Origin of the sequence: Janthinobacterium sp. P210006 (assembly GCF_036231885.1) — a bacterium.
In the GTDB taxonomy this organism is placed as follows: Bacteria; Pseudomonadota; Gammaproteobacteria; order Burkholderiales; family Burkholderiaceae_D; genus Janthinobacterium; species Janthinobacterium violaceinigrum.
This window is the reverse complement of the sequence record NZ_JAZARD010000003.1, coordinates 733,753-751,916: the sequence shown is the minus strand read 5'-3', so window position 1 is coordinate 751,916 and position 18,164 is coordinate 733,753. Positions and strand designations below refer to the sequence as shown.

Genomic DNA, 18,164 nt, shown 5'->3' with positions numbered 1-18,164 from the left:
GTCATGCGCCGGGCAGCAGCAGTTCGGCCAGCGCCGACAGTTGTTCGGGCGGCGCTTCCTTGCCGTATTTTTGCAGGTACAGGCGGCGGAAGATGTCGTCGGGCTGCAGTTGGCCCAGCTGGTCGAGCGTCATGTTGTCGGGGGCGCTGCTGCGCGCGGCGCTCGACGTTTCGATCTTCGCCAGGCGCACGGGCTTGCCGTCCAGCGCCGTTTCGATGCGCGTGCGCAGGCCCGGTTCGGGCGCATCCAGGCGCACGCGCACTTCCAGGAAGGGCTGCGCTTCCGGTGGCGCTTCGGGCACGTCGAGGGCGGCCAGCTGCGCCAGCACTTCGCCGATGGGCGCCGGCGTGGCTGGCACGCGCAAGAGGGGCACGGCGCGCGGCACATCGATGGCGCGCACCTCGCGCAGCTGCTCGCCGTCGATGTCCAGGCACAGCACCTGGTGGCGGTAATTGACTTCGGCGAACGACAGGGGAATGGGGCTGCCGCAATAGCGGATATGTTCCTGTCCGCCCACGGCTTGCGCCTTGTGCAGATGGCCCAGCGCCGCATACGCGATGGCGGCGTCAAAAATCCCCGACGGCAGCATCTCGGTGCCGCCGATGACGATGCGCCGCTCGGAATCGTTGGACATTTCGCCGCCCACCATGTGGCAGTGGCCCATGGCGACGATGGCTTGTCCCGGCTGGCGGCGTGCCAGCGCCAGGTCCGTCAACTGGCGATACAGCAGGGCGATGCCGCCCAGGTAGGCGTCCTGCGTGTCGCCGGCCGGCAGTTTCGGCACGTCGCCGGGACGCAGGAAAGGCACGGCCAGGCACCAGGCCTGCACCTGGCCATCGCTGCCCGCCAGCGGCAGCAGCAGGCGTTCCAGGTCGATATCGCCCGCTGCATCGCGCAGCAAATGGCCGATCACGTGCGTGCCGTGCGCGGCCAGCAGGGGGCCGGGCGCTTCCAGCCTGCCGGCCGAATCGTGGTTGCCCGCGACGACGACCAGCTGCAGCGCGGGCAGGCGCGCGCGCGCCTGCTGCAGGAACACGTACAGCTGTTTTTGCGAAGCGGCCGACGGGTTGGCGTTGTCGAACACATCGCCCGCGACGAGCAGCACGTCGACCCGTTCGGCCACGAGCGTGTCGAGCAGCCAGTCGAGGAAGCGCTGGTGTTCGTAGCCCCGCTCGTAATTGTGCAGGGTCTGGCCCAGATGCCAGTCGGAAGTGTGCAGCAGGCGCATGGTGGGGCAAGGGTAGGGAAGACAGGCGCCAATATAGCAGGAATGACCGGGGTCAGACCCAGCCTTCAATCGATAGTCGCGCCGGCGCGATAGGTATTGCGGCCATCCTGCTTGGCCTGGTACAGCAGCACGTCGGCCCGCTGCAGCAGCACGGCGGGGGAAATGTCTTCGTCGCGGTAGAAGGCCAGGCCGATGCTGGCGGAAATGCGCACGCTGATGCCATCGAGTTCGAACGGCTGCCGCATGGCGGCGACGATTTTTTCCGCCAGCACGGCCGCGTCGTCGGGCCGGGCGATCTGCTCCATGATGATGGTGAATTCGTCGCCGCCCAGGCGTGCGATGATGTCGGTGGCGCGCATGGTCTGCGTCAGGCGCTGGGCGAAGGCGCGCAGCAGGGCGTCGCCCGTGCCGTGGCCGTGCGTGTCGTTGACGGGCTTGAAGCGGTCGATATCCATGTACATGACGGCCATCAGGTGCTGCTGCTGGCGGCTGGCGTGCATGGCGTCGCTGAGTTTTTGCTGGAAGCCCGCGCGGTTCGACAAGCCCGTCAGGGCATCGACCTGGGCCAGCTTCAGCAGGCGCTGTTTCTCGCGCTTTTGCACGGTGATATCCTGGCGCATCACGTGAAAGCCCACCACCTGCAGCTTGTCTTCGCCGATCTGCGGGATGTAGATCACTTCCATGCAGCGCTCGATGCCTTCCTTGTCGTCTTCCTCTTCAAAGCTCAGGGTTTCGCCGGCCAGCACGCGCTCGATGTACGGCGCCACCGTGCGGTAGCGCGCCTCGCCCACGGTGGCGCGCACGCTGCTGCCCAGCGCCTGCCGGCCCGTCAGGCCGAATTCGCGTTCATAGGCGATGTTCAGGAAGCGGTAGACCTGGTCGGCATCGATGTAGGCGATCATGGCCGGCAGGGTGTCGGCGATGGTGCGCAGGCGCGCTTCGCTTTCCAGCAGCGCCACTTCCGATTCGCGCAAGGTGGTGATGTCGTCCAGGCTGCCCACGTAGCCTTCGATCTGGCCGTCGATGAGGATGGGGGCGATCTTCACGGAGACCCACACCAGCCTGCCGTCGCGCTGCAGGCAGCGCAGGGTGGACTGGAACGGCGCGTGACTGCGCGTGAGCTGCTCCAGCGCCACGTGCATCAGCGGATAGTCGTCCGGGTGCAGCGCGCTGGTCCAGCCGGCGCCCAGAGCTGCGGCGCGCGGCAGGCCCGTGATCGATTCGAAGGTGCGGTTGACGTAGGTGCAGCGGCGCTGGCGGTCCAGGCGCACCAGCCCCAGCGGCGAGGCGTCGTTGACGGCGGCCAGTTCGGCCTGTTTCTGGCGCAGCTCCAGCTCCTGCTGGCGGCGCTGCGAGATATCCTCGGCGATGCACAGGATATGCTCGACCTGCTGGCGCTCGTCGAACACGGGCACGGAGACGGCGTGCAGGTAGCGCAGGCTGCCGTCAGACAGGCGCAATGGCTTTTCCGTATGGTCGATGACGCCCCGTTCGGCCAGGATGGCGCGGTCGTCGTCGGCATCGTGCAGGCCGAAGTCGGGCGGGAAGGCCTCGCAGTCGGTCTTGCCGATGACGTCGGCGGCCAGGTGGCCGGTGATGTCCTCGGCCGCCTTGTTCCACACTTCCATCTGGCCGAAATTCTCCGGCCGCGCGCTTTTCACGTAGACCAGCACGGGCAAATGGTCGATCAGCGACTGCAGGAAGCTGCGGTTGTCCTGCAGCGCCAGTTCGTCGTGCTTGCGCGCACTGATGTCGCGCGAGGTGACGGCCACGCCGTCGGCGATGGGCACGACCTGGTGGCGCAGCCAGCGCGTGCCGCCCGAGGCCAAGGTCAGCTCGAACTCATCTTCCAGCGGCTGGCCCGTTTCCATCACCAGCAAAAAGCGCTTGAAGAAGCGCTCGCCGCGCAGCAGCGGCACCTGCGGCAGCACGCGCTGGCCCAGCAGTTCCGAGCGCGGCTTGCCCAGCATGTCGGCGGCCCGCTCGTTGACGTCGGCGAAAATGAAGTCTTCCACGGGCTTGCCCGGCGCGGGGCGCCAGGCTTTCAGCAGCAGCACGGAATCGAGGCTGCCCTGGTGCGCCGCGCGCAGCAGCGCTTGCGTTTCCTTGGCCTGGCGGATGCTGCGGCGCAGGCGGGCGCTCTGGCGCGTCAGCAGCGCCGTGAAGCCGGCGATCAGCAGGCTGGCGGCGATCAGCGCGCCCAGGTATATCTTGCGGCGGTGTTCGAAACGGGCCAGGGCAGCGGCACGGCTCACGCCCACCACGGCCAGCAGCGGGTAGCGCGGCAGCTCGCGGTAGCTGTAGATGCGCGAGATGGCGTCGACGGGCGGCTCGATCACCAGTTCTTCGGGCGCGTGATCGGGCGCGCCGGGCATGCGGAAATCGATGCGGTCGCTGATGATCAATTGTTCGCCGATGCGTCCCACCGTCAGGCCGCTGTCGCGCGCCACCAGCATCAGGGCGCCGTGTTCGTCGAGGTTCAGGCGGTCGTAGTCGTCGACGAAATACGTGGGATCGACGTGGATGATGATGGCGCCGGCGAAGCGGCCCTGGCCATCGTTCAGGCGGCGCGCCAGGCGGATGGTCCAGTGCTTGCTGGCCGCGTCCAGCATGGGCGTGTCGACCAGGGCCGTGTCGGCCGGATTGGCGGCCAGCGCGCGGAAGAAGGCCTGGTGCGCCAGCTTTTCCGGGAAATACGCGTTGGCGCTGTCGGTCACGTTGCCATGCGCGTCGACCAGGGCGATGGGCAATTCCAGCTTCGACGGCAGCACGCTGTCGAGCAGTCCCTGGCGGCGCGTGAATTCGTTGAGGCGCAGCTCGCCGCCAGACTCCTCGTATTTGAGCTTGAACAGCTGCGTGGCGTGGTCGGTCTGGCGCAGGATGTAGCTGGTGTGGTCAGCCAGGGTGCGCGCCAGGGTCTGGCTGCCAGCGACGGCGTCGCGCACGGCCCCGGCCTGTTCCTGGCCCACCTGATAGATGACGGCGCCCCACATCACGAGCAGCAGCAGGAGCGCGAACAGGGGCACCAGGCTGATGCTGTAAAGGCGGCTGGCAAGGCGTTGCAGGGGTCTTGTTATCGCTATCACGGGCGCTTGCAGGCTAGAGTCATGGAAAAGGGGAGGGGCGGCGTGGCGCGCATGATAGCCGAAATCGGCGGTCCTGCGCTGAACCCGGTGCTGCCGCTCCCATCGTCTGTTCGTGGTCTGTCGCTGGCCTTATTCTGCGTTAAATCAGGTAGCTGTGGTGCCGCGCACGTTAAAAAAAGCACGCCGTCCCCCATACGGGCGGGCGCCGTGGCAGAAAAAGTACAATTGCGCCCCCATCCTCTTTAAAATGGATGCTTCTTCCTCCCATATCGAAAGTTGTCATGCAGAGTAAAAAGCCCGACGCGGCAAGACTGGACAAGATCGTGGCCGAAGCGCGCCGCGCCGCCGACCAGCGCGAGAGCGGCTACCGCGAACGCTCGCTGAAGATGTATCCGTGGGTGTGCGGCCGCTGCATGCGCGAATTCACGCGTGCCAACGTGCAGCAGCTGACGGTGCACCACCGCGACCATAACCACGACAACAATCCGCCCGATGGCAGCAACTGGGAACTGCTATGCCTGTATTGCCACGACAATGAGCACTCGCGCTACCTGGAAGCGGACCGCGGCGCCGGCCTGCTGTCGGCCGACGTGGCGCCGGCCACGCACAATCCGTTCGCCGCGCTGGCGGGCCTGATCAAGAAAAAGGACTGAGCGGCCCATCCCGCCTGACCCCATGCGCATCTTGCTGACCGAAGACGACCCGCAGCTGGGCCGCGCCATGCAGATCGGCCTGGAACAGGACGGCTACGCCGTCGACTGGGTCACGAGCGCCGAACACGCGCACACGGCCGTGCGCCTGCACGACTATGGCTGCATCCTGCTGGACCTGGGCTTGCCGGGGCAGGATGGCATGCAGGCGCTGGGCGTGCTGCGCGACAATGGCTACAGCGGCGCCGTACTGGTCGTCACGGCGCGCGACCAGGTGGGCGAGCGCATCGCGGGCCTCGACGCGGGCGCCGACGATTTTCTCGTCAAGCCGTTCGACCTCGACGAGCTGGCCGCGCGCATCCGCAGCGCCTGCCGGCGCGCCAGCGGGCGCCTGCGCGAAAATCTCGTGCACGGCGAGCTGGTGCTCGATATCGCGGACCGGCAGGTGACGCAGGGGGGCGTGCCCGTGAGCTTGACGGTGAAGGAGTTCCGCATCCTGCAATTGCTGCTGGAACACGGCGGCCGGGTGCTGAGCCGGGAACAGCTGGAGAAAAACCTGTACAGCTGGGGCGATGAAGTGGAAAGCAATGCCGTGCAAGTGCATATCCACCACCTGCGCAAGAAGCTGGGGCGCGAGCTGATACGCACCGTGCATGCGATCGGCTATTGCATCGACAAGCCGAAAGCGGCGTGACAACGGAAAACGGGCCGCCCTGCGGCAGCCCGTTGCGGCGATGCTTAACGCGTCGTCACGGCATCAGAAATCGACGGTGGCCGACAGCCACAAACGGCGTCCGTCCAGGCTGTTGACATAGCGGTTGGCGTAGTTCAATGCCGGTGCACGGTATGGCTGGTAGTCGATGAAGTCCTTGTTGAGCAGGTTGTACACGGCCGCGTTCAGGGTGACGCGCTTGTTCAGCTGGTAGCTGCTGCCCAGGTGCAGCATGGTGTAGCCCTTGTAGTCGCCCAGCGCGGCCTTGGCGGCGCGCGTGGTCGCCGAGGTGCCCGGATCGCGGAAGCGCTCGCTGCGGTATTCGCTGCGCAGCCAGCTGTTCCACACAGGGGAAATGTCCCAGCTCAGGCGCGCGTTGACGGCGTGCTTCGGTGTGTCGCTGAGCGGCATGCCCGCGTTGCTGCCGCTCTTCTGTTCGCTTTCCGTGTACGTGTAGTTGGCGCTGGCCGACAGGGTCTTGCCCAGCGGGAAACGGGTGCTCAGCTCGACGCCGCGCGTGACGGCCTCGTCCACGTTGATCGACTGGCCGAACGCGTCCACATTGGGCCAGTTGCCGAAGCTGACGCAGCCGGGACGGTTCGGCGATGGACGATAGCTGCAGTTGAGCAAGCCCGTGCCCGTCGTGATCTTGTCCTTGAATTCGTTGTTGAACAGGGAGCCGCTGGCGGTCCAGCCGGCCAGGTTGTCGAAGTACGCGCCGATTTCCGTTGTCGTGCTCGTTTCCGGCTTCAGGTTCGGGCTGCCGACGAGGGGAATCGTGCCCTGGCCGCCGAAACCGTTGATGCCCGGCGACAGCTGCTCCACGCGGGGCGTCTTGTAGCCCTTGCTCACGCCGCCCTTGATGGTCCAGCTCGGGGTAGCGTTCCACACGGCATAGGCACGCGGACTGGTCTGGCCGCCAAAGATGCTGTGATCGTCATAGCGGGCGCCCACCGTCAGGGCAACGTTGTCCAGCACTTGCCATTCGTCTTCCACGAACAGGGCTTTTTGCGTGAACTCGAATTTTTTCGGCGCCACCCCGTCCGTCATTTCCGCTTTCCACCACTGCGCGCCGACGGTGGCCATGTGCTTGCCCAAAGGTAATACCAATTTGGTATCGAAGACCTGGCTTTCCACTTCCAGGGTGCGCGCGCTGCCGGCCACGGCGCCCGGCGTGCCCGGCGGAATCGTGCGGCCCAGGGTTTCCGTCTTGTTCACCATGTAGCTGCTGTCCAGGGTGCCGAAGCCGAAGCGGCCCGTGTGCGACAGGGTCCACTGGTCGCGCTTGTACTTCTGCTCGGGGCCGTAGCCACCCTGCACCGACTGCGTGCCCAGCTGGCCGCGCGAATTGTCGTAGGTCTGGCGGCCCGCGTCGGCGTCGAGGATGACGGTATGGAAACGGTTCGGCGTGAAGGCCAGGCGCGCGCCGAAGTTGTCCACGTCCGAGCGCACGGGGTTGGCGCCCATGCCGGCGGGCACTTGCGCGCCGGCCGCGTTGGGGATGCGGATATCGGCCGCGTCGCGGCGCTGCTTGCTGCCGCGCAGGGACAGGCCCAGCAGGTCGGTGGCGATGGGGCCGCTCAGGTAGAAGCGGCCTGCCTTGACGTCGCCGAAGTCCGATTCTTGCTGCGCGGTGTAGTCGGCCGAGACGGAACCCATCCACTGCTTGCCCACCTTGCGCGTGATGATGTTGATCACGCCGCCCATGGCGTCCGAGCCGTACAGGGTCGACATGGGACCGCGGATGATCTCGATGCGTTCGATGGCGGCCAGCGGCGGCATGAAGCTCGTCTGCGTACCGCCGAAGCCGTTCGGCGTGACGTTGCCGGCCGCGTTCTGGCGGCGGCCATCGATCAGGATCAGGGTGTAGTCGCTGGGCATGCCGCGGATGCTGATGTTCATGCCGCCCGTCTTGTCGCCCGCCGCGCCCACGTCGATGCCTTCCACGCTTTCCAGCGCCTGCGTCAGGTTGCCGAAGCGTTCCTTCGACAGCTCCTGGCGCGTCAGCACGGTGATCGAGGCGGGCGCCTGCTTGATATCCTGCTCGAAGCCGGAGGCGGAAACCACCACTTCCGGCATGCTGGCCGGCGCCGTCTGGGCGTGTGCCGGCAGACAGGACAGGGCGGCCAAGGCCAGGGCCAGGGTGGTGGGACGCGGCAGACGCGCGCGGCGGGTGCTGTTGGACATGCAAACTCCTGAGGGTGAATTAATTATTGGTCTGTATTGTTGAGGTAATGGGAATCATTAAAGCAATAAGAATCATTTACAATTGCCGGCATGGCTTCCCAAAAAATATTTCGCTCCGGATCTTGCGCAGAAGTTCTTAAGAGATTCTTAACTGCCGGCGCCGGCGTGCAATCGCTCGTTCGCGCCCCCCCGATGCCTGCCGACACCGTCGTGGCTGGCGCATGAGCGGCCGCGCCTTGAGCACCTGGTCGCTGCGGCGCACCTTGCTGGCCGTGCTGCTGGGCCTGACCCTGGCCCTGTGGGTGGGCAGCGCTGCCATCGTGTACGTGGAAGCGCGCCGCGAAAGCCAGGAATTGTTCGATCAGTCGCTGATCGAGACGGGCCATTTGCTGCTGTCGCTGGTGGAAAAGGACGTGCGCGAACATGGCTTGACGGGGCCTATCGACCTGCCCCTGCGCGGCCACCCGAACCCCCACCATTATTTGCTGTTCAAGGTGCGCGACGCGCAGCAGCGCGTGCTATACCGCAACGACGCGGCGTCCGACATCGCCCTGTCGCGCAGCGCGCCCGACGGCCTGTCGTGGACGACGATCGCCGGCCAGCGCTGGCGCCTGTATTCGCTGTGGGACCAGCAGCGCAGCCTGCAGCTGCTGGTGGCCGAGCCGACCAGCCACCGCGACGACATCAGCCGCGGCTTCTTTTACCGCATCGCGCTGTTCGGCCTGCTGCTGGTGGCGCTGGCCACCGTCGCCATCTGGTGGAGCATCCACCGCGTGTTTCGCGTGCTGCAGGCATCGGCCGACGAAGTGTCGGCGCGCACGCCCGACGAGCTGGCCGACGTGCAGGTGCGCGGCGCGCCCACCGAACTGCATCCGCTGCTGCTGGAAATTAACCGTCTGTTCGGACGCGTGCGGCACAGCCGCGACAACGAGCAGCGTTTCACGGCCGATGCGGCGCATGAACTGCGCACGCCGCTGGCCGCCATCAAGACCAATCTGCAAGTGCTGCAGCGGGCCCGCAGCGCGGCCGAACGCGACGAATTCATCGCCGGCCTGAGCGCCAGCGTGGAGCGCGCCACGCGCCTCGTCAACCAGTTGCTGGCGCTGGCGCAGCTCGACCCGCAGGCGCAGGCCGGTACGGCGCTGGCGCCGGGCGACCTGGCGCCGCTGCTGGCGCGGCAGGAAGAAGCGTGGCAGGCGCTGGCCGCGCCGTACGGGCTATCGCTGACGGTGAATGCGGCCCCGGCGCCGTGCGCGCTGCATGACGACAGCCTGCAGATGCTGCTGCGCAACCTGGTCGACAATGCGCTGCGTTACACGCCGGCGCCGGGTGCCGTCGTCGTCAGTTGCGGCGTGGAAGGGGGACGCAGTTTCCTGCGCGTGGCCGATACGGGGCCGGGCATCGCCGAAGACATGCGCGAGCGCGTGTTCGAGCGCTTCGTGCGCCTGGGCGGAGGACAGTTGCCCGGCAGCGGGCTGGGATTGTCGATCGTGCGCCGCATCGCCGAACGGCATTGCGCGCAGATCGTGCTGGGGACCGGCCTGCAGGGCCGGGGACTGGCGGTGACCGTCATCTTTCCATGACGGCACCGCCAGTGCGTCAAGCGCCTACAGCGACTTCAGGAAAGCCAGCAGCGCGTCGCGCTCCGTCTTCGACAGCTGCTCGAAACGCTGGCGCGCCTTCGTCCCTTCACCGCCGTGCCACAGGATCGCTTCCGTCAGGCTGCGCGCGCGGCCGTCGTGCAAATAGCCGGCCTGACCGCCATTGCCCATGACCTTTTCCGTGTAGCCGATGCCCCACAGGGGCGCCGTGCGCCACATCTGGCCCTGCGCCTGGCCTTCGCTGAACTTGTCGGCCAGCTCGGGACCCATGTCGTGCAGCAGCAGGTCGGTGTACGGGCGGATGGTCTGGTTGCGCAATTCCGCAAACAGGTGTCCCGCGCCCGTCTTCATTTCCACCGTGTGGCAGGCAGCGCAGCGCATGCCCTGGAACAGTTTCGCGCCGGCGCCAACCTGCTGCGGGTCGACCTTGAGTTCCTCGATCGGCGCCACGCCTTTCGGGAAACCGCTGGCGATGCTGCGCTGGGCCGGCACGGCTACCAGGGCCAGGTATTGCGTGATCGACTGCAGGTCCGCTTCCGAGATGCCGGGCTGCGCGCCGCCCGCCGCGCAGGCTGCGGGTCCGGCCATGCAGGCGCGGTTGCGGTAGACGGGCGAGGTGACGGCCATGTCCAGCAGCAGCGCGTCGGCCGCCTGGTGGCGCAGCGTGGCTTTCGATGCCTTCCAGCCGAAGCGGCCCAGGCGCACGGCGCCCGTTTCCGGGTCATACGCGTAGTTGGGCTGTCCCTTGACGCCATCGGCGTCCGGCGTGCCGCGGGCGCGCGCCACGATATCGGCTTCCGGCACGGCTTCCAGCAAGCCCGTGCCGATCATCGGCGGCGCCGCGCGCAGCGAGACGATGGCCGGCACGGGACCTTCGAAGGCCAGCGTCGGCTTGCGCAGTTCCACCACCGTGCCGTCGGCCAGGGTCGTCTTGCGGGCCGCAAAACCGCCCACGCTGACGCTGTTGCCCCAGTTCTGCGGCGCGCCGACAGGCGACACGGCATTCATCTGGATCGCCGTGCCGTACTGCGGGTGCGGCACCTGCTGGCCCGCCGCGTTGAGGCTGGCGACGCGCACGGCCATGGTGTCGAGGCGCTGGTTCAGGGCCACGGGCGCGGGGCTGCGGCCATTGTTGACGTGGCAGGCGATGCAGGCCGACTGTCCGTAGCGCTGTCCCTGCAGCTTGACGGCCGGCGCGTAGCGGTCGTTGCCGCCCTCGTTGTGCTCGCCGGTGGTGAAATTCGTGTGCACCAGGCGGCGGCCCTCGACGAAGCGCTGCATGTTCTGCATGCCGATATGGTTGTGCGGCTGCTGGAACATGAACAGGGCATTGTCCGAGTAGTTATACGACACGGAGCCGAGGCCGCCCGACAGCGTCTCTTCCGGCAGCGGCACGGAATTGAGGCGCGGCTGCACGCCGTACCATGGACGCAGGCCCGCGCCCACCACGTAGGTCCATTCATACGAGTAGTAGCGGATGCCGCCATCGTCGCCTTTCGACGCCATCGAGGCGGTGGTGGAAAACATCGATGGCGACACTTCGATGATGTCGCCCGCCGTCAGCGCGCGCGCCTTGACGTCCGTCCCATTCGGCATGCCGGCCGCATCGAGGCCGCCATGGCCCGGGTATTCCTTGATCAGGAGGGTGCAGGCGCCGTTGATGCCGTTGGCGTTCGTCAGCCTGTCGTTCGCGGGGTAGGCCATGGGCTTGCAGACGGGGACATTGCGGTCCACCAGCTCGCCCGGCGACATCCAGCCATAGCCCGTCACGCCGGGACGGTCGAAGCCGCGGAAGAAGGCCACGCCGCCGGAGAGGAAGTCGACGGTGGTGTACTGGTTGACGATCAGGGTGGGCTTGGTGACGCCGCGCACCTTGCTGTTGTCGATGATTTCCACTCCCCAGGTGCGGTTCTTGAAATACTGCGGCACGAACGTCAGGTAGTTGCCCGGTCCCTTGTCCTGCGGCAGTCCCGTGACGGGATCGACCGTTTCATTCGGGCCGTAGCCGGCCTCGTTCCATTCCTCGCCCCGTTCGCGGCCATGGCGCGCCAGGCCCCGCGCGCCGAAACGCGTCACCAGGGTGCCGTCGGCCAGGGTGAACTGCAGGCTTTCCAGCGGCTGCGCGGCGGCCGGCAGCGGCGTCATTGCCGTGCCGTCGGCGGGGAATTTCAGCGCCGAGGTGGCGGTGGAAGGCAGGCTGTTGTCGCTGCCCGGCGACTTGAAGCTCACTTCCAGCAGCGAGTAGCCGTACTGCGTGGCGCGCGCCACGCCCTGCAGGCGGATGTAGCGCGCATGCACGCCCAGGTTGAAGAATTCCTCGGTGCCGCCGCGGCCATTCGTCACGTAGCGGATCTGCGACCATTGCTGGCCGTCGTCGGACACTTGCAGCGCGTACTGCTTGCCGTACGCGTTTTCCCACAGCAGCTTCATGTAGCCGACGGCCGTCTTCGCGCCGAAGTCGAACTGGATCCAGGCGCCGTCCTCGAACTTGCTGGCCCAGCGGGTAGTCGTCTTGCCGTCGATCGCCATGGCGGCCGACATGCCGTTGTTTTCCACGGGCGAGGAGGTGGCCGCCACGGGGCGGATCTCCACGCCGGGCTGGTTCGGGTCGCCCGTCACGGGCGGTTCGGTGACGGGCGGCGTGTCGGGCGGCAGCACGGGCGTGCCCGAGAAGGCCTGGATTTCAAAGATGGAATAGCCGTACTGGCCCGCGCGTTTCACGCCCTGCATGCGCAGGTAGCGTCCCTGCGCGCTAAAGCCCGTGATGTCCTCGATGCCGCCCTTGCTGTCGTCGACGCGCTGGACGGTGGTCCAGTGCGCATTGTCGTCCGACACCTGCAGCAGGTAGGCGCTGGCGTGCGCGTTTTCCCAGGCGATGCGCACGCGCGTGATGGTTTGCGGGGCGCCGAAATCGAGCGTCAGGTATTCGTTGTCCGTAAAGGCGCTGCCCCAGCGCGTGCCGTCGTTGCGGTCGATGGCGGCGCTGGCCGACAGGTCGCCCCGTTCCGCCGAACTGGCCGTGGCGGCGACGGGCGTGAGCGCCGTTTCCGATGCGGTTTGCGCCAGCAGGCGCTGGGCCATGGGCGGCGCGCTGGCGGCATCTCCACCGCCGCCGCCACCGCATGCGGCCAGCAGCATGGCCAGGGCCAGCGGCAGGCCCTGTCTGGAAAAGCGCGCGAGGCGGGGCCGTTGTGGCCGGTGCCGAAGCGGGGATGTATGCATGTTCTCTTCCTTGTTTTTATTGATTAATGTCAGATTGGTCAAACTGGCCAGGCCCGCCGTCTCCGCCTCCCCACTGCATGGGCGGCGCCACCGCTGCACACCTTGCGGCCGGACGGCGGCAGCGGCGGTGTGACGGGATGCGGGCTGGGAGGTGATTTAATTGCCGAGTGGCAATATTTTCCCTAACTTATAGAAGCGCATGGGGCATGTCAAGAGGCCGCATGCAGTTGTCATCAACTGGTCATGCGGCAGCCGTTTTTTGCACTATGGCGGTGCGGAACATGAAAAAAAAGATGCGACAGCATGAAAAAAATTCAGGAAAAAATGCCGGGCGCGGGGCGGGAATGCGGTATCTTCCTGAAATGCCTGCCGACGAAGCGCGCCCCTTTTTTGAGGAAGAACCGACCTTGCCGACCCCGCCTGCCGCACCGATACTTCCGTCCCTGTCCCTGGCTGCCGCGCGCACGCTGCACCTGGCCGCGCAGGGCTTGCTGCAGGCGCGCCGCAGGAAGGCCGTGAAGGCCGACGTGCTGGCCGCCGTGCGCCAGATGGGCGTGCTGCAGATCGACACCATCCACGTGGTGGCGCGCAGCCCCTACCTGGTGCTGTGGAGCCGGCTGGGCGACTATCCGCAGCCATGGCTGGAGCAATTGCTGGCCGAGGGCGCGCTGTTCGAATACTGGGCGCATGAAGCCTGCTTCGTGCCCATCGAAGACTATGGCCTGTACCGCCACCGCATGCTCGATCCCGCGGCCATGGGCTGGAAATACTCGACCAAATGGATGGCCGAACAGGGCGAAGCCGTGGCGGCCGTGCTCGAGCACATCCGCGCCAACGGCGCCGCCCGTTCGGCCGACTTCGAGCGCACGGATGGCCAGGCGGGCGGCTGGTGGAGCTGGAAGCCGGAAAAGCGTTCGCTGGAAGTGCTGTTTACCTCGGGCGTGCTGATGATCGCCAAACGCCACAATTTCCAGCGCTATTACGACCTGGCCGAGCGCGTGCTGCCCGGCTGGCACGATGGCTTGCTGCGGCCGGAAGCGCAGGTGCGGCGCCAGCTGCTGCTGGCCAGCGTGAAGGCGCTGGGCTTGGCGCGGGCCGGCTGGATCAGCGATTATTTCCGCACGAAGCAATCGCGCGCCAGCCTGGCGCACGATCTGCAGACGCTGGTGGACGAGGGCGCGCTGCTGCGCTGCACGGTGGCCGGCTGGGATGACGCCGTGTACGTGCATGCCGAGCATGAAGCACTGGCGCGCAGTGCCGCCGCCGGCAAGCTGGCGCCCACCCTGACGACGATCTTGTCGCCGTTCGACCCCGTCGTCTGGGACCGGCGCCGCGCGCTCGAATTGTTCGGCTTTGACTACCGGCTCGAATGCTATACGCCGGCCGAGAAGCGCCGCTATGGCTATTTCACCTTGCCGATCTTGCGCCGCGGCGCGCTGGTGGGACGGCTGGACGCCAAGGCGCACCGCGCGCAGGGGCGCTTCGAGATCAAGTCGCTGGCGCTGGAAGACGGCGTGCGCCTCAGCTCGCGCCTGGTGCAGGACGTGGCGGGCGCCGTGCAGCGCCTGGCGCTCTGGCATGGCTGTCCGCACATCGATATCGTGCAGGCGCAGCCGGCGCCGTTCGGCCAGCAGCTGGCCGAGGCCCTGCATGACGACGGCGCTGCCGCAAGGCGGGCCGCATGATGCTGCCGCCGGCTCCTTCCCGCCTGCTCGGCGCCGACGGCGTCCCTCATTTCGGCCGCTACACGGGGCAGCTGGACGCCTTCGACTGGGCCGCGCTGGCGCCGCCGCACGCGCGCGGCGCCGTCTGGCGCCTGTTCCACCACAAGCGCTGGCATTACGTGGCGCTGTCCACGCCCACGCTGTTCTGCGGCGTGGCCATCGTCGACCTGGGCTGGACCAGCACGGCGTTCGCGTATGCCTTCGACCGCCACAAGGGCAAGATCGTGGCCGCCTTTTCGCAGGATGGCATGCCGGGCTTGAGCGCCACGGTGGCGCCGCATGCGGGGGCCAGCAGCCGTTTCCGCTTCCTCTCGCAAGTGATCGCCATCGAAGCGCAGCCGCAGCAGCGCTACCGCCTGCGCCTCGATTGCGGCCATTTCGGCATCGATGCGGAGTTCGGTCCGCCCGTCGCGCCCACCCTGCTGGCCGTGGGACCCGTGGGCGAGGGCGGCAGCGCGCACGCCACGCAAAAGTCGGGCGGCCTGCCCCTGTGGGGCACCGTACGCTGCGGCGCCATGGGCTACAGCTTGGACGACGGCGTGGCCAGCTTCGATTATTCGAACGGCTTGCTGGCGCGCGAGACGGAATGGCGCTGGGCGTCGGCGCACAGCCTGGACCTGGGGTTCAACCTGCAGGCCGGCTATTTCGGCGCGCATGAAAACGCGCTGTGGCTCGACGGCCAGCTGTATGCGCTGGGCCGCGCGCATTTCGACTTCAATCCCGACAACCCGCTGGCGCCGTGGCATGTGTGGACGGATGACGATCTGCTCGACCTGCATTTCAAGCCCGAGGGCGCGCGGCGCGAAGACAAGAACCTGTGGATCGCGGCCAGCCGCTACATCCAGCCCATCGGCACTTTCAGCGGCTGGGTGCGCGCCAGCGCGGACTCTCCCAAGCGCATCGTGGCGCAGCTGGCGGGGGTGACGGAAAGCCACCGTTCGCGCTGGTAGGGGCGCGCGGATTTTTCGTGAAATGCACGACAAGGTCAAATTTTTTTGGCAACGCATCCTATACACTGGCGCATAGTCGCTCCGGCAATCCCGCTCCGGCAATCCATGAGGCCAGAACATGAGTATCCGTAATCTCGACAAGCTGTTCAAGCCAGCCTCGGTGGCCCTGATCGGCGCCACGGCGCGCGAACGCAAGCTGGGCGCCATCGCCCTGTACAACCTGCTCGGCGGCGGCTACCAGGGTGACATCTGGCCCGTCAATCCCAAGTACGACGAGCTGATGGGCCTGAAATGCTACCGCAAGCTGGCGCAGCTGCCGAAAGCGCCGGACCTGGCCATCATCTGCACGCCGCCCGCCACCATCACGGCCCTGATCCGCGAGCTGGGCGCACTGGGCACGCGCGCCGCCATCGTCATGACGTCCGGCCTCGATCCCGTGCGCGAACAGTCGCTGCGCCTGGCCATGCTGAAGGCGGCCAAGCCGCACCTGCTGCGCATCCTGGGCCCCAACAGCATGGGGCTGCTCGTGCCGAAACTGGGTCTGAACGCCAGCTTCGCCCACGTGGGGGCGACCAGCGGCAAGATCGCCTTCGTGTCGCAGTCGGGCGCGCTCGTGTCGGGCGTGCTCGACTGGGCAAATGCGCATGGCGTGGGCTTTTCCAAGTTCATTTCGCTGGGCGCCAGCTACGACATCGATTTCGGCGACCTGCTCGACTACCTGGCGGGCGACGTCGACACGGCCGCCATCCTGCTGTACATGGAAGATATCCAGGCGGCGCGCAAATTCATGTCGGCGGCGCGGGCGGCCGCGCGCAGCAAGCCCGTCATCGTGCTGAAAGCGGGGCGCGCCCCCGAAGGCGCGGCCGTGGCGGCCTGGCATACGGGCGCGCTGGCCGGTTCCGACGCCGTGTACGACGCGGCCATCCGCCGCGCCGGCATGCTGCGCGTGTACTCGGCCGAGGAACTGTTCGACGCCGTGGAAACCCTCACGCACATCCGCTCGCAGCGGGGCGAGCGCCTGGCGATCCTGTGCAACGGCGGCGGCCTGGGCGTGATGGCCACCGATGCGCTGGTGGGCAGCGGCGGCAAGCTGGCCGAGCTGTCGCCCGATACCGTGATCGCGCTGGAAAAAGCCTTGCCGCGCGGCTGGTCGCACGACAACCCCGTCGGCCTGCCCGGCGACGCGGCCGTGCAGCGCTATGCCGATGCCATCAAGCCGCTGCTCGACGAGCCGCAGGCGGATGCCCTGCTGCTGCTGCACGCGCCCACGGCCATGGTTTCGTCGATCGACATCGCCGAAGCCGTCACGCCGCTGATCAAGGCCACCTCGCGCACGGTGCTGTCGTGCCTCCTGGGCGGCACCACCGTGGCGCCCGCGCGCCAGGTGTTCAACCGGGCCGGCATTCCCACCTACGACACGCCGGAGAAGGCCGTGCATGGCTTCATGCAGATCGTGCAGTACCGGCGCAACCAGGAAACCCTGATGCAGGTGCCGGCGCAGCTGCCCATGTCGGCCACGCCGCGCCGCGCGCGCGTGCGCGAAATCGTCGCCGCTGCGCTGGCCGCCGGCCAGACGGTGCTGGGCGAATGCCGCTCGAAGGAAATCCTGGCCGCCTACGGCATTCCCGTGGCCACCACGCGCATGGCGGCCGACGTGGAAGAGGCGCTAGCCGTGGCGGCGGACATCGGCTACCCCGTGGCGCTGAAAATCCATTCGCCCGACATCGCCCACAAGTCCGACGTGGGCGGCGTGGCGCTGGACCTGGACACGCCCGACATCCTGCGCACGGCCGCTGCGGCCATGCTCAAGCGCGTGCGCCGCATGCGTCCCGACGCGCTGATCGACGGCTTCACGGTGCAGCAGATGGCGCGCCGGCCGCAGTCGCATGAACTGATCGTCGGCGTGACGACGGACGCCGCGTTTGGCCCCGTCATCCTGGTGGGGCAGGGCGGCATCGCCGTGGAAGTGACGGCCGATCACGCCATCGGCCTGCCGCCGCTGAACATGGTGCTGGCGCGCGACATGCTGGCGCGTACGCGCGTATCGAAACTGCTGGCCGGCTACCGCAACCAGCCGCCGGCCGACATCGACGCCATCTGCTACACCCTGATCCAGGTGGCCGAGCTGGTGGCCGATATCGGCGAGCTGGCCGAACTCGACATCAATCCGCTGGTGGCCGACGCCGATGGCGTGATCGCCCTCGACGCGCGCATCCGCCTGCAGCCGGGCCAGAAGAGCGACCGCCTGGCCATCCGGCCGTATCCGCAGGAGCTGGAAGAGCAGGTGACGTGGATGGGGCAATCCATCCTGCTGCGCCCCATCCGCCCCGAGGATGCGCCGCAGCACATGGACCTGTTCCACGCGCTGGACCCGGACGACGTGCGTTTGCGCTTTTTCACGTCCATGCGCGAACTGCCCGTGTCGCAGCTGGCGCGCCTGACGCAGATCGATTACGACCGCGCCATGGCCTTCATCGCCACGCACACGGGGCCGGACGGCAAGCCGGAAACCCTGGGCGTGGTGCGCGCCGTGGCGGACCCGGACAATATCCACGCCGACTTCGCCATCGCCGTGCGCTCGGCCCTGAAAGGCAAGGGCCTGGGCCACATCCTGTTCGAAAAGCTGGTCGATTATTTCCGCAGCCGGGGCACGGAAGCGCTGGTGGGCGAGGCGATGGCGCGCAACAAGGGCATGCAGCGGCTGGTGAAAAGCTTTGGCGGCGAGGTCACGCCGTCGGAAGAGCCGGGCGTCGTCAACCTGCACATCGGGCTGCGCGCGCCCTGAAAAAACGGCGGGGGCATGC

At 67.3% G+C, this 18,164-nt stretch carries 10 protein-coding genes; 6 read left to right on the top strand and 4 right to left on the bottom strand.

The window, feature by feature from the left end; translation table 11 throughout:
* Window position 1 precedes the first annotated feature (1 nt).
* Together VPH41_RS17325 and VPH41_RS17320 are read right to left on the bottom strand one after the other, a co-directional pair.
* Entirely contained in the window at window positions 2–1,228 is a 1,227-nt protein-coding gene (locus VPH41_RS17325) for an exonuclease SbcCD subunit D C-terminal domain-containing protein (protein ID WP_328570926.1), read from the bottom strand.
* Window positions 1,229–1,293: 65 nt separating this feature from the next.
* Complete coding sequence (locus VPH41_RS17320) at window positions 1,294–4,314, bottom strand: PAS domain-containing protein (protein ID WP_328570925.1); 3,021 nt, start codon at window positions 4,312–4,314, stop codon at window positions 1,294–1,296.
* 281 nt (window positions 4,315–4,595) lie between these two features.
* Here VPH41_RS17320 and VPH41_RS17315 point away from each other — a divergent pair, with 281 nt between their 5' ends.
* Together VPH41_RS17315 and VPH41_RS17310 are read left to right on the top strand one after the other, a co-directional pair.
* Window positions 4,596–4,967 (top strand): YajD family HNH nuclease, encoded by a 372-nt coding sequence (locus tag VPH41_RS17315; protein ID WP_152284445.1) that lies wholly within the window; start codon window positions 4,596–4,598, stop codon window positions 4,965–4,967.
* Between the two features lie 22 nt (window positions 4,968–4,989).
* Window positions 4,990–5,658 (top strand): response regulator, encoded by a 669-nt coding sequence (locus tag VPH41_RS17310; RefSeq protein ID WP_152284446.1) that lies wholly within the window; start codon window positions 4,990–4,992, stop codon window positions 5,656–5,658.
* Window positions 5,659–5,721: 63 nt separating this feature from the next.
* On the opposite strand, the gene VPH41_RS17305 is transcribed toward VPH41_RS17310, so the two are convergent.
* Complete coding sequence (locus VPH41_RS17305; protein ID WP_328570924.1) at window positions 5,722–7,863, bottom strand: TonB-dependent receptor domain-containing protein; 2,142 nt, start codon at window positions 7,861–7,863, stop codon at window positions 5,722–5,724.
* A 221-nt stretch (window positions 7,864–8,084) separates the two neighbouring features.
* Between VPH41_RS17305 and VPH41_RS17300 the strand changes: the two genes are divergently transcribed.
* Window positions 8,085–9,446 (top strand): sensor histidine kinase, encoded by a 1,362-nt coding sequence (locus VPH41_RS17300; RefSeq protein WP_328570923.1) that lies wholly within the window; start codon window positions 8,085–8,087, stop codon window positions 9,444–9,446.
* Window positions 9,447–9,470: 24 nt separating this feature from the next.
* On the opposite strand, the gene VPH41_RS17295 is transcribed toward VPH41_RS17300, so the two are convergent.
* Window positions 9,471–12,686, bottom strand: a complete 3,216-nt coding sequence (locus tag VPH41_RS17295; RefSeq protein WP_328570922.1) for a di-heme oxidoredictase family protein — start codon at window positions 12,684–12,686, stop codon at window positions 9,471–9,473.
* Window positions 12,687–13,117: 431 nt separating this feature from the next.
* On the opposite strand from VPH41_RS17295, the gene VPH41_RS17290 reads away from it, so the two are divergent.
* The 3 genes from VPH41_RS17290 (at window position 13,118) to VPH41_RS17280 (ending at window position 18,145) form a co-directional block, all read left to right on the top strand.
* On the top strand, window positions 13,118–14,371 hold the full coding sequence (locus VPH41_RS17290; RefSeq protein WP_328571236.1) for a winged helix-turn-helix domain-containing protein: 1,254 nt from the start codon (window positions 13,118–13,120) through the stop codon (window positions 14,369–14,371).
* Window positions 14,368–15,360, top strand: coding sequence for a DUF2804 domain-containing protein (locus tag VPH41_RS17285; protein WP_328570921.1), 993 nt, complete (start codon window positions 14,368–14,370; stop codon window positions 15,358–15,360). Before VPH41_RS17290 ends, VPH41_RS17285 begins: the two co-directional genes overlap by 4 nt.
* A 118-nt stretch (window positions 15,361–15,478) precedes the next feature.
* Window positions 15,479–18,145, top strand: a complete 2,667-nt coding sequence (locus tag VPH41_RS17280) for a bifunctional acetate--CoA ligase family protein/GNAT family N-acetyltransferase (RefSeq protein ID WP_328570920.1) — start codon at window positions 15,479–15,481, stop codon at window positions 18,143–18,145.
* Window positions 18,146–18,164: the final 19 nt, after the last annotated feature.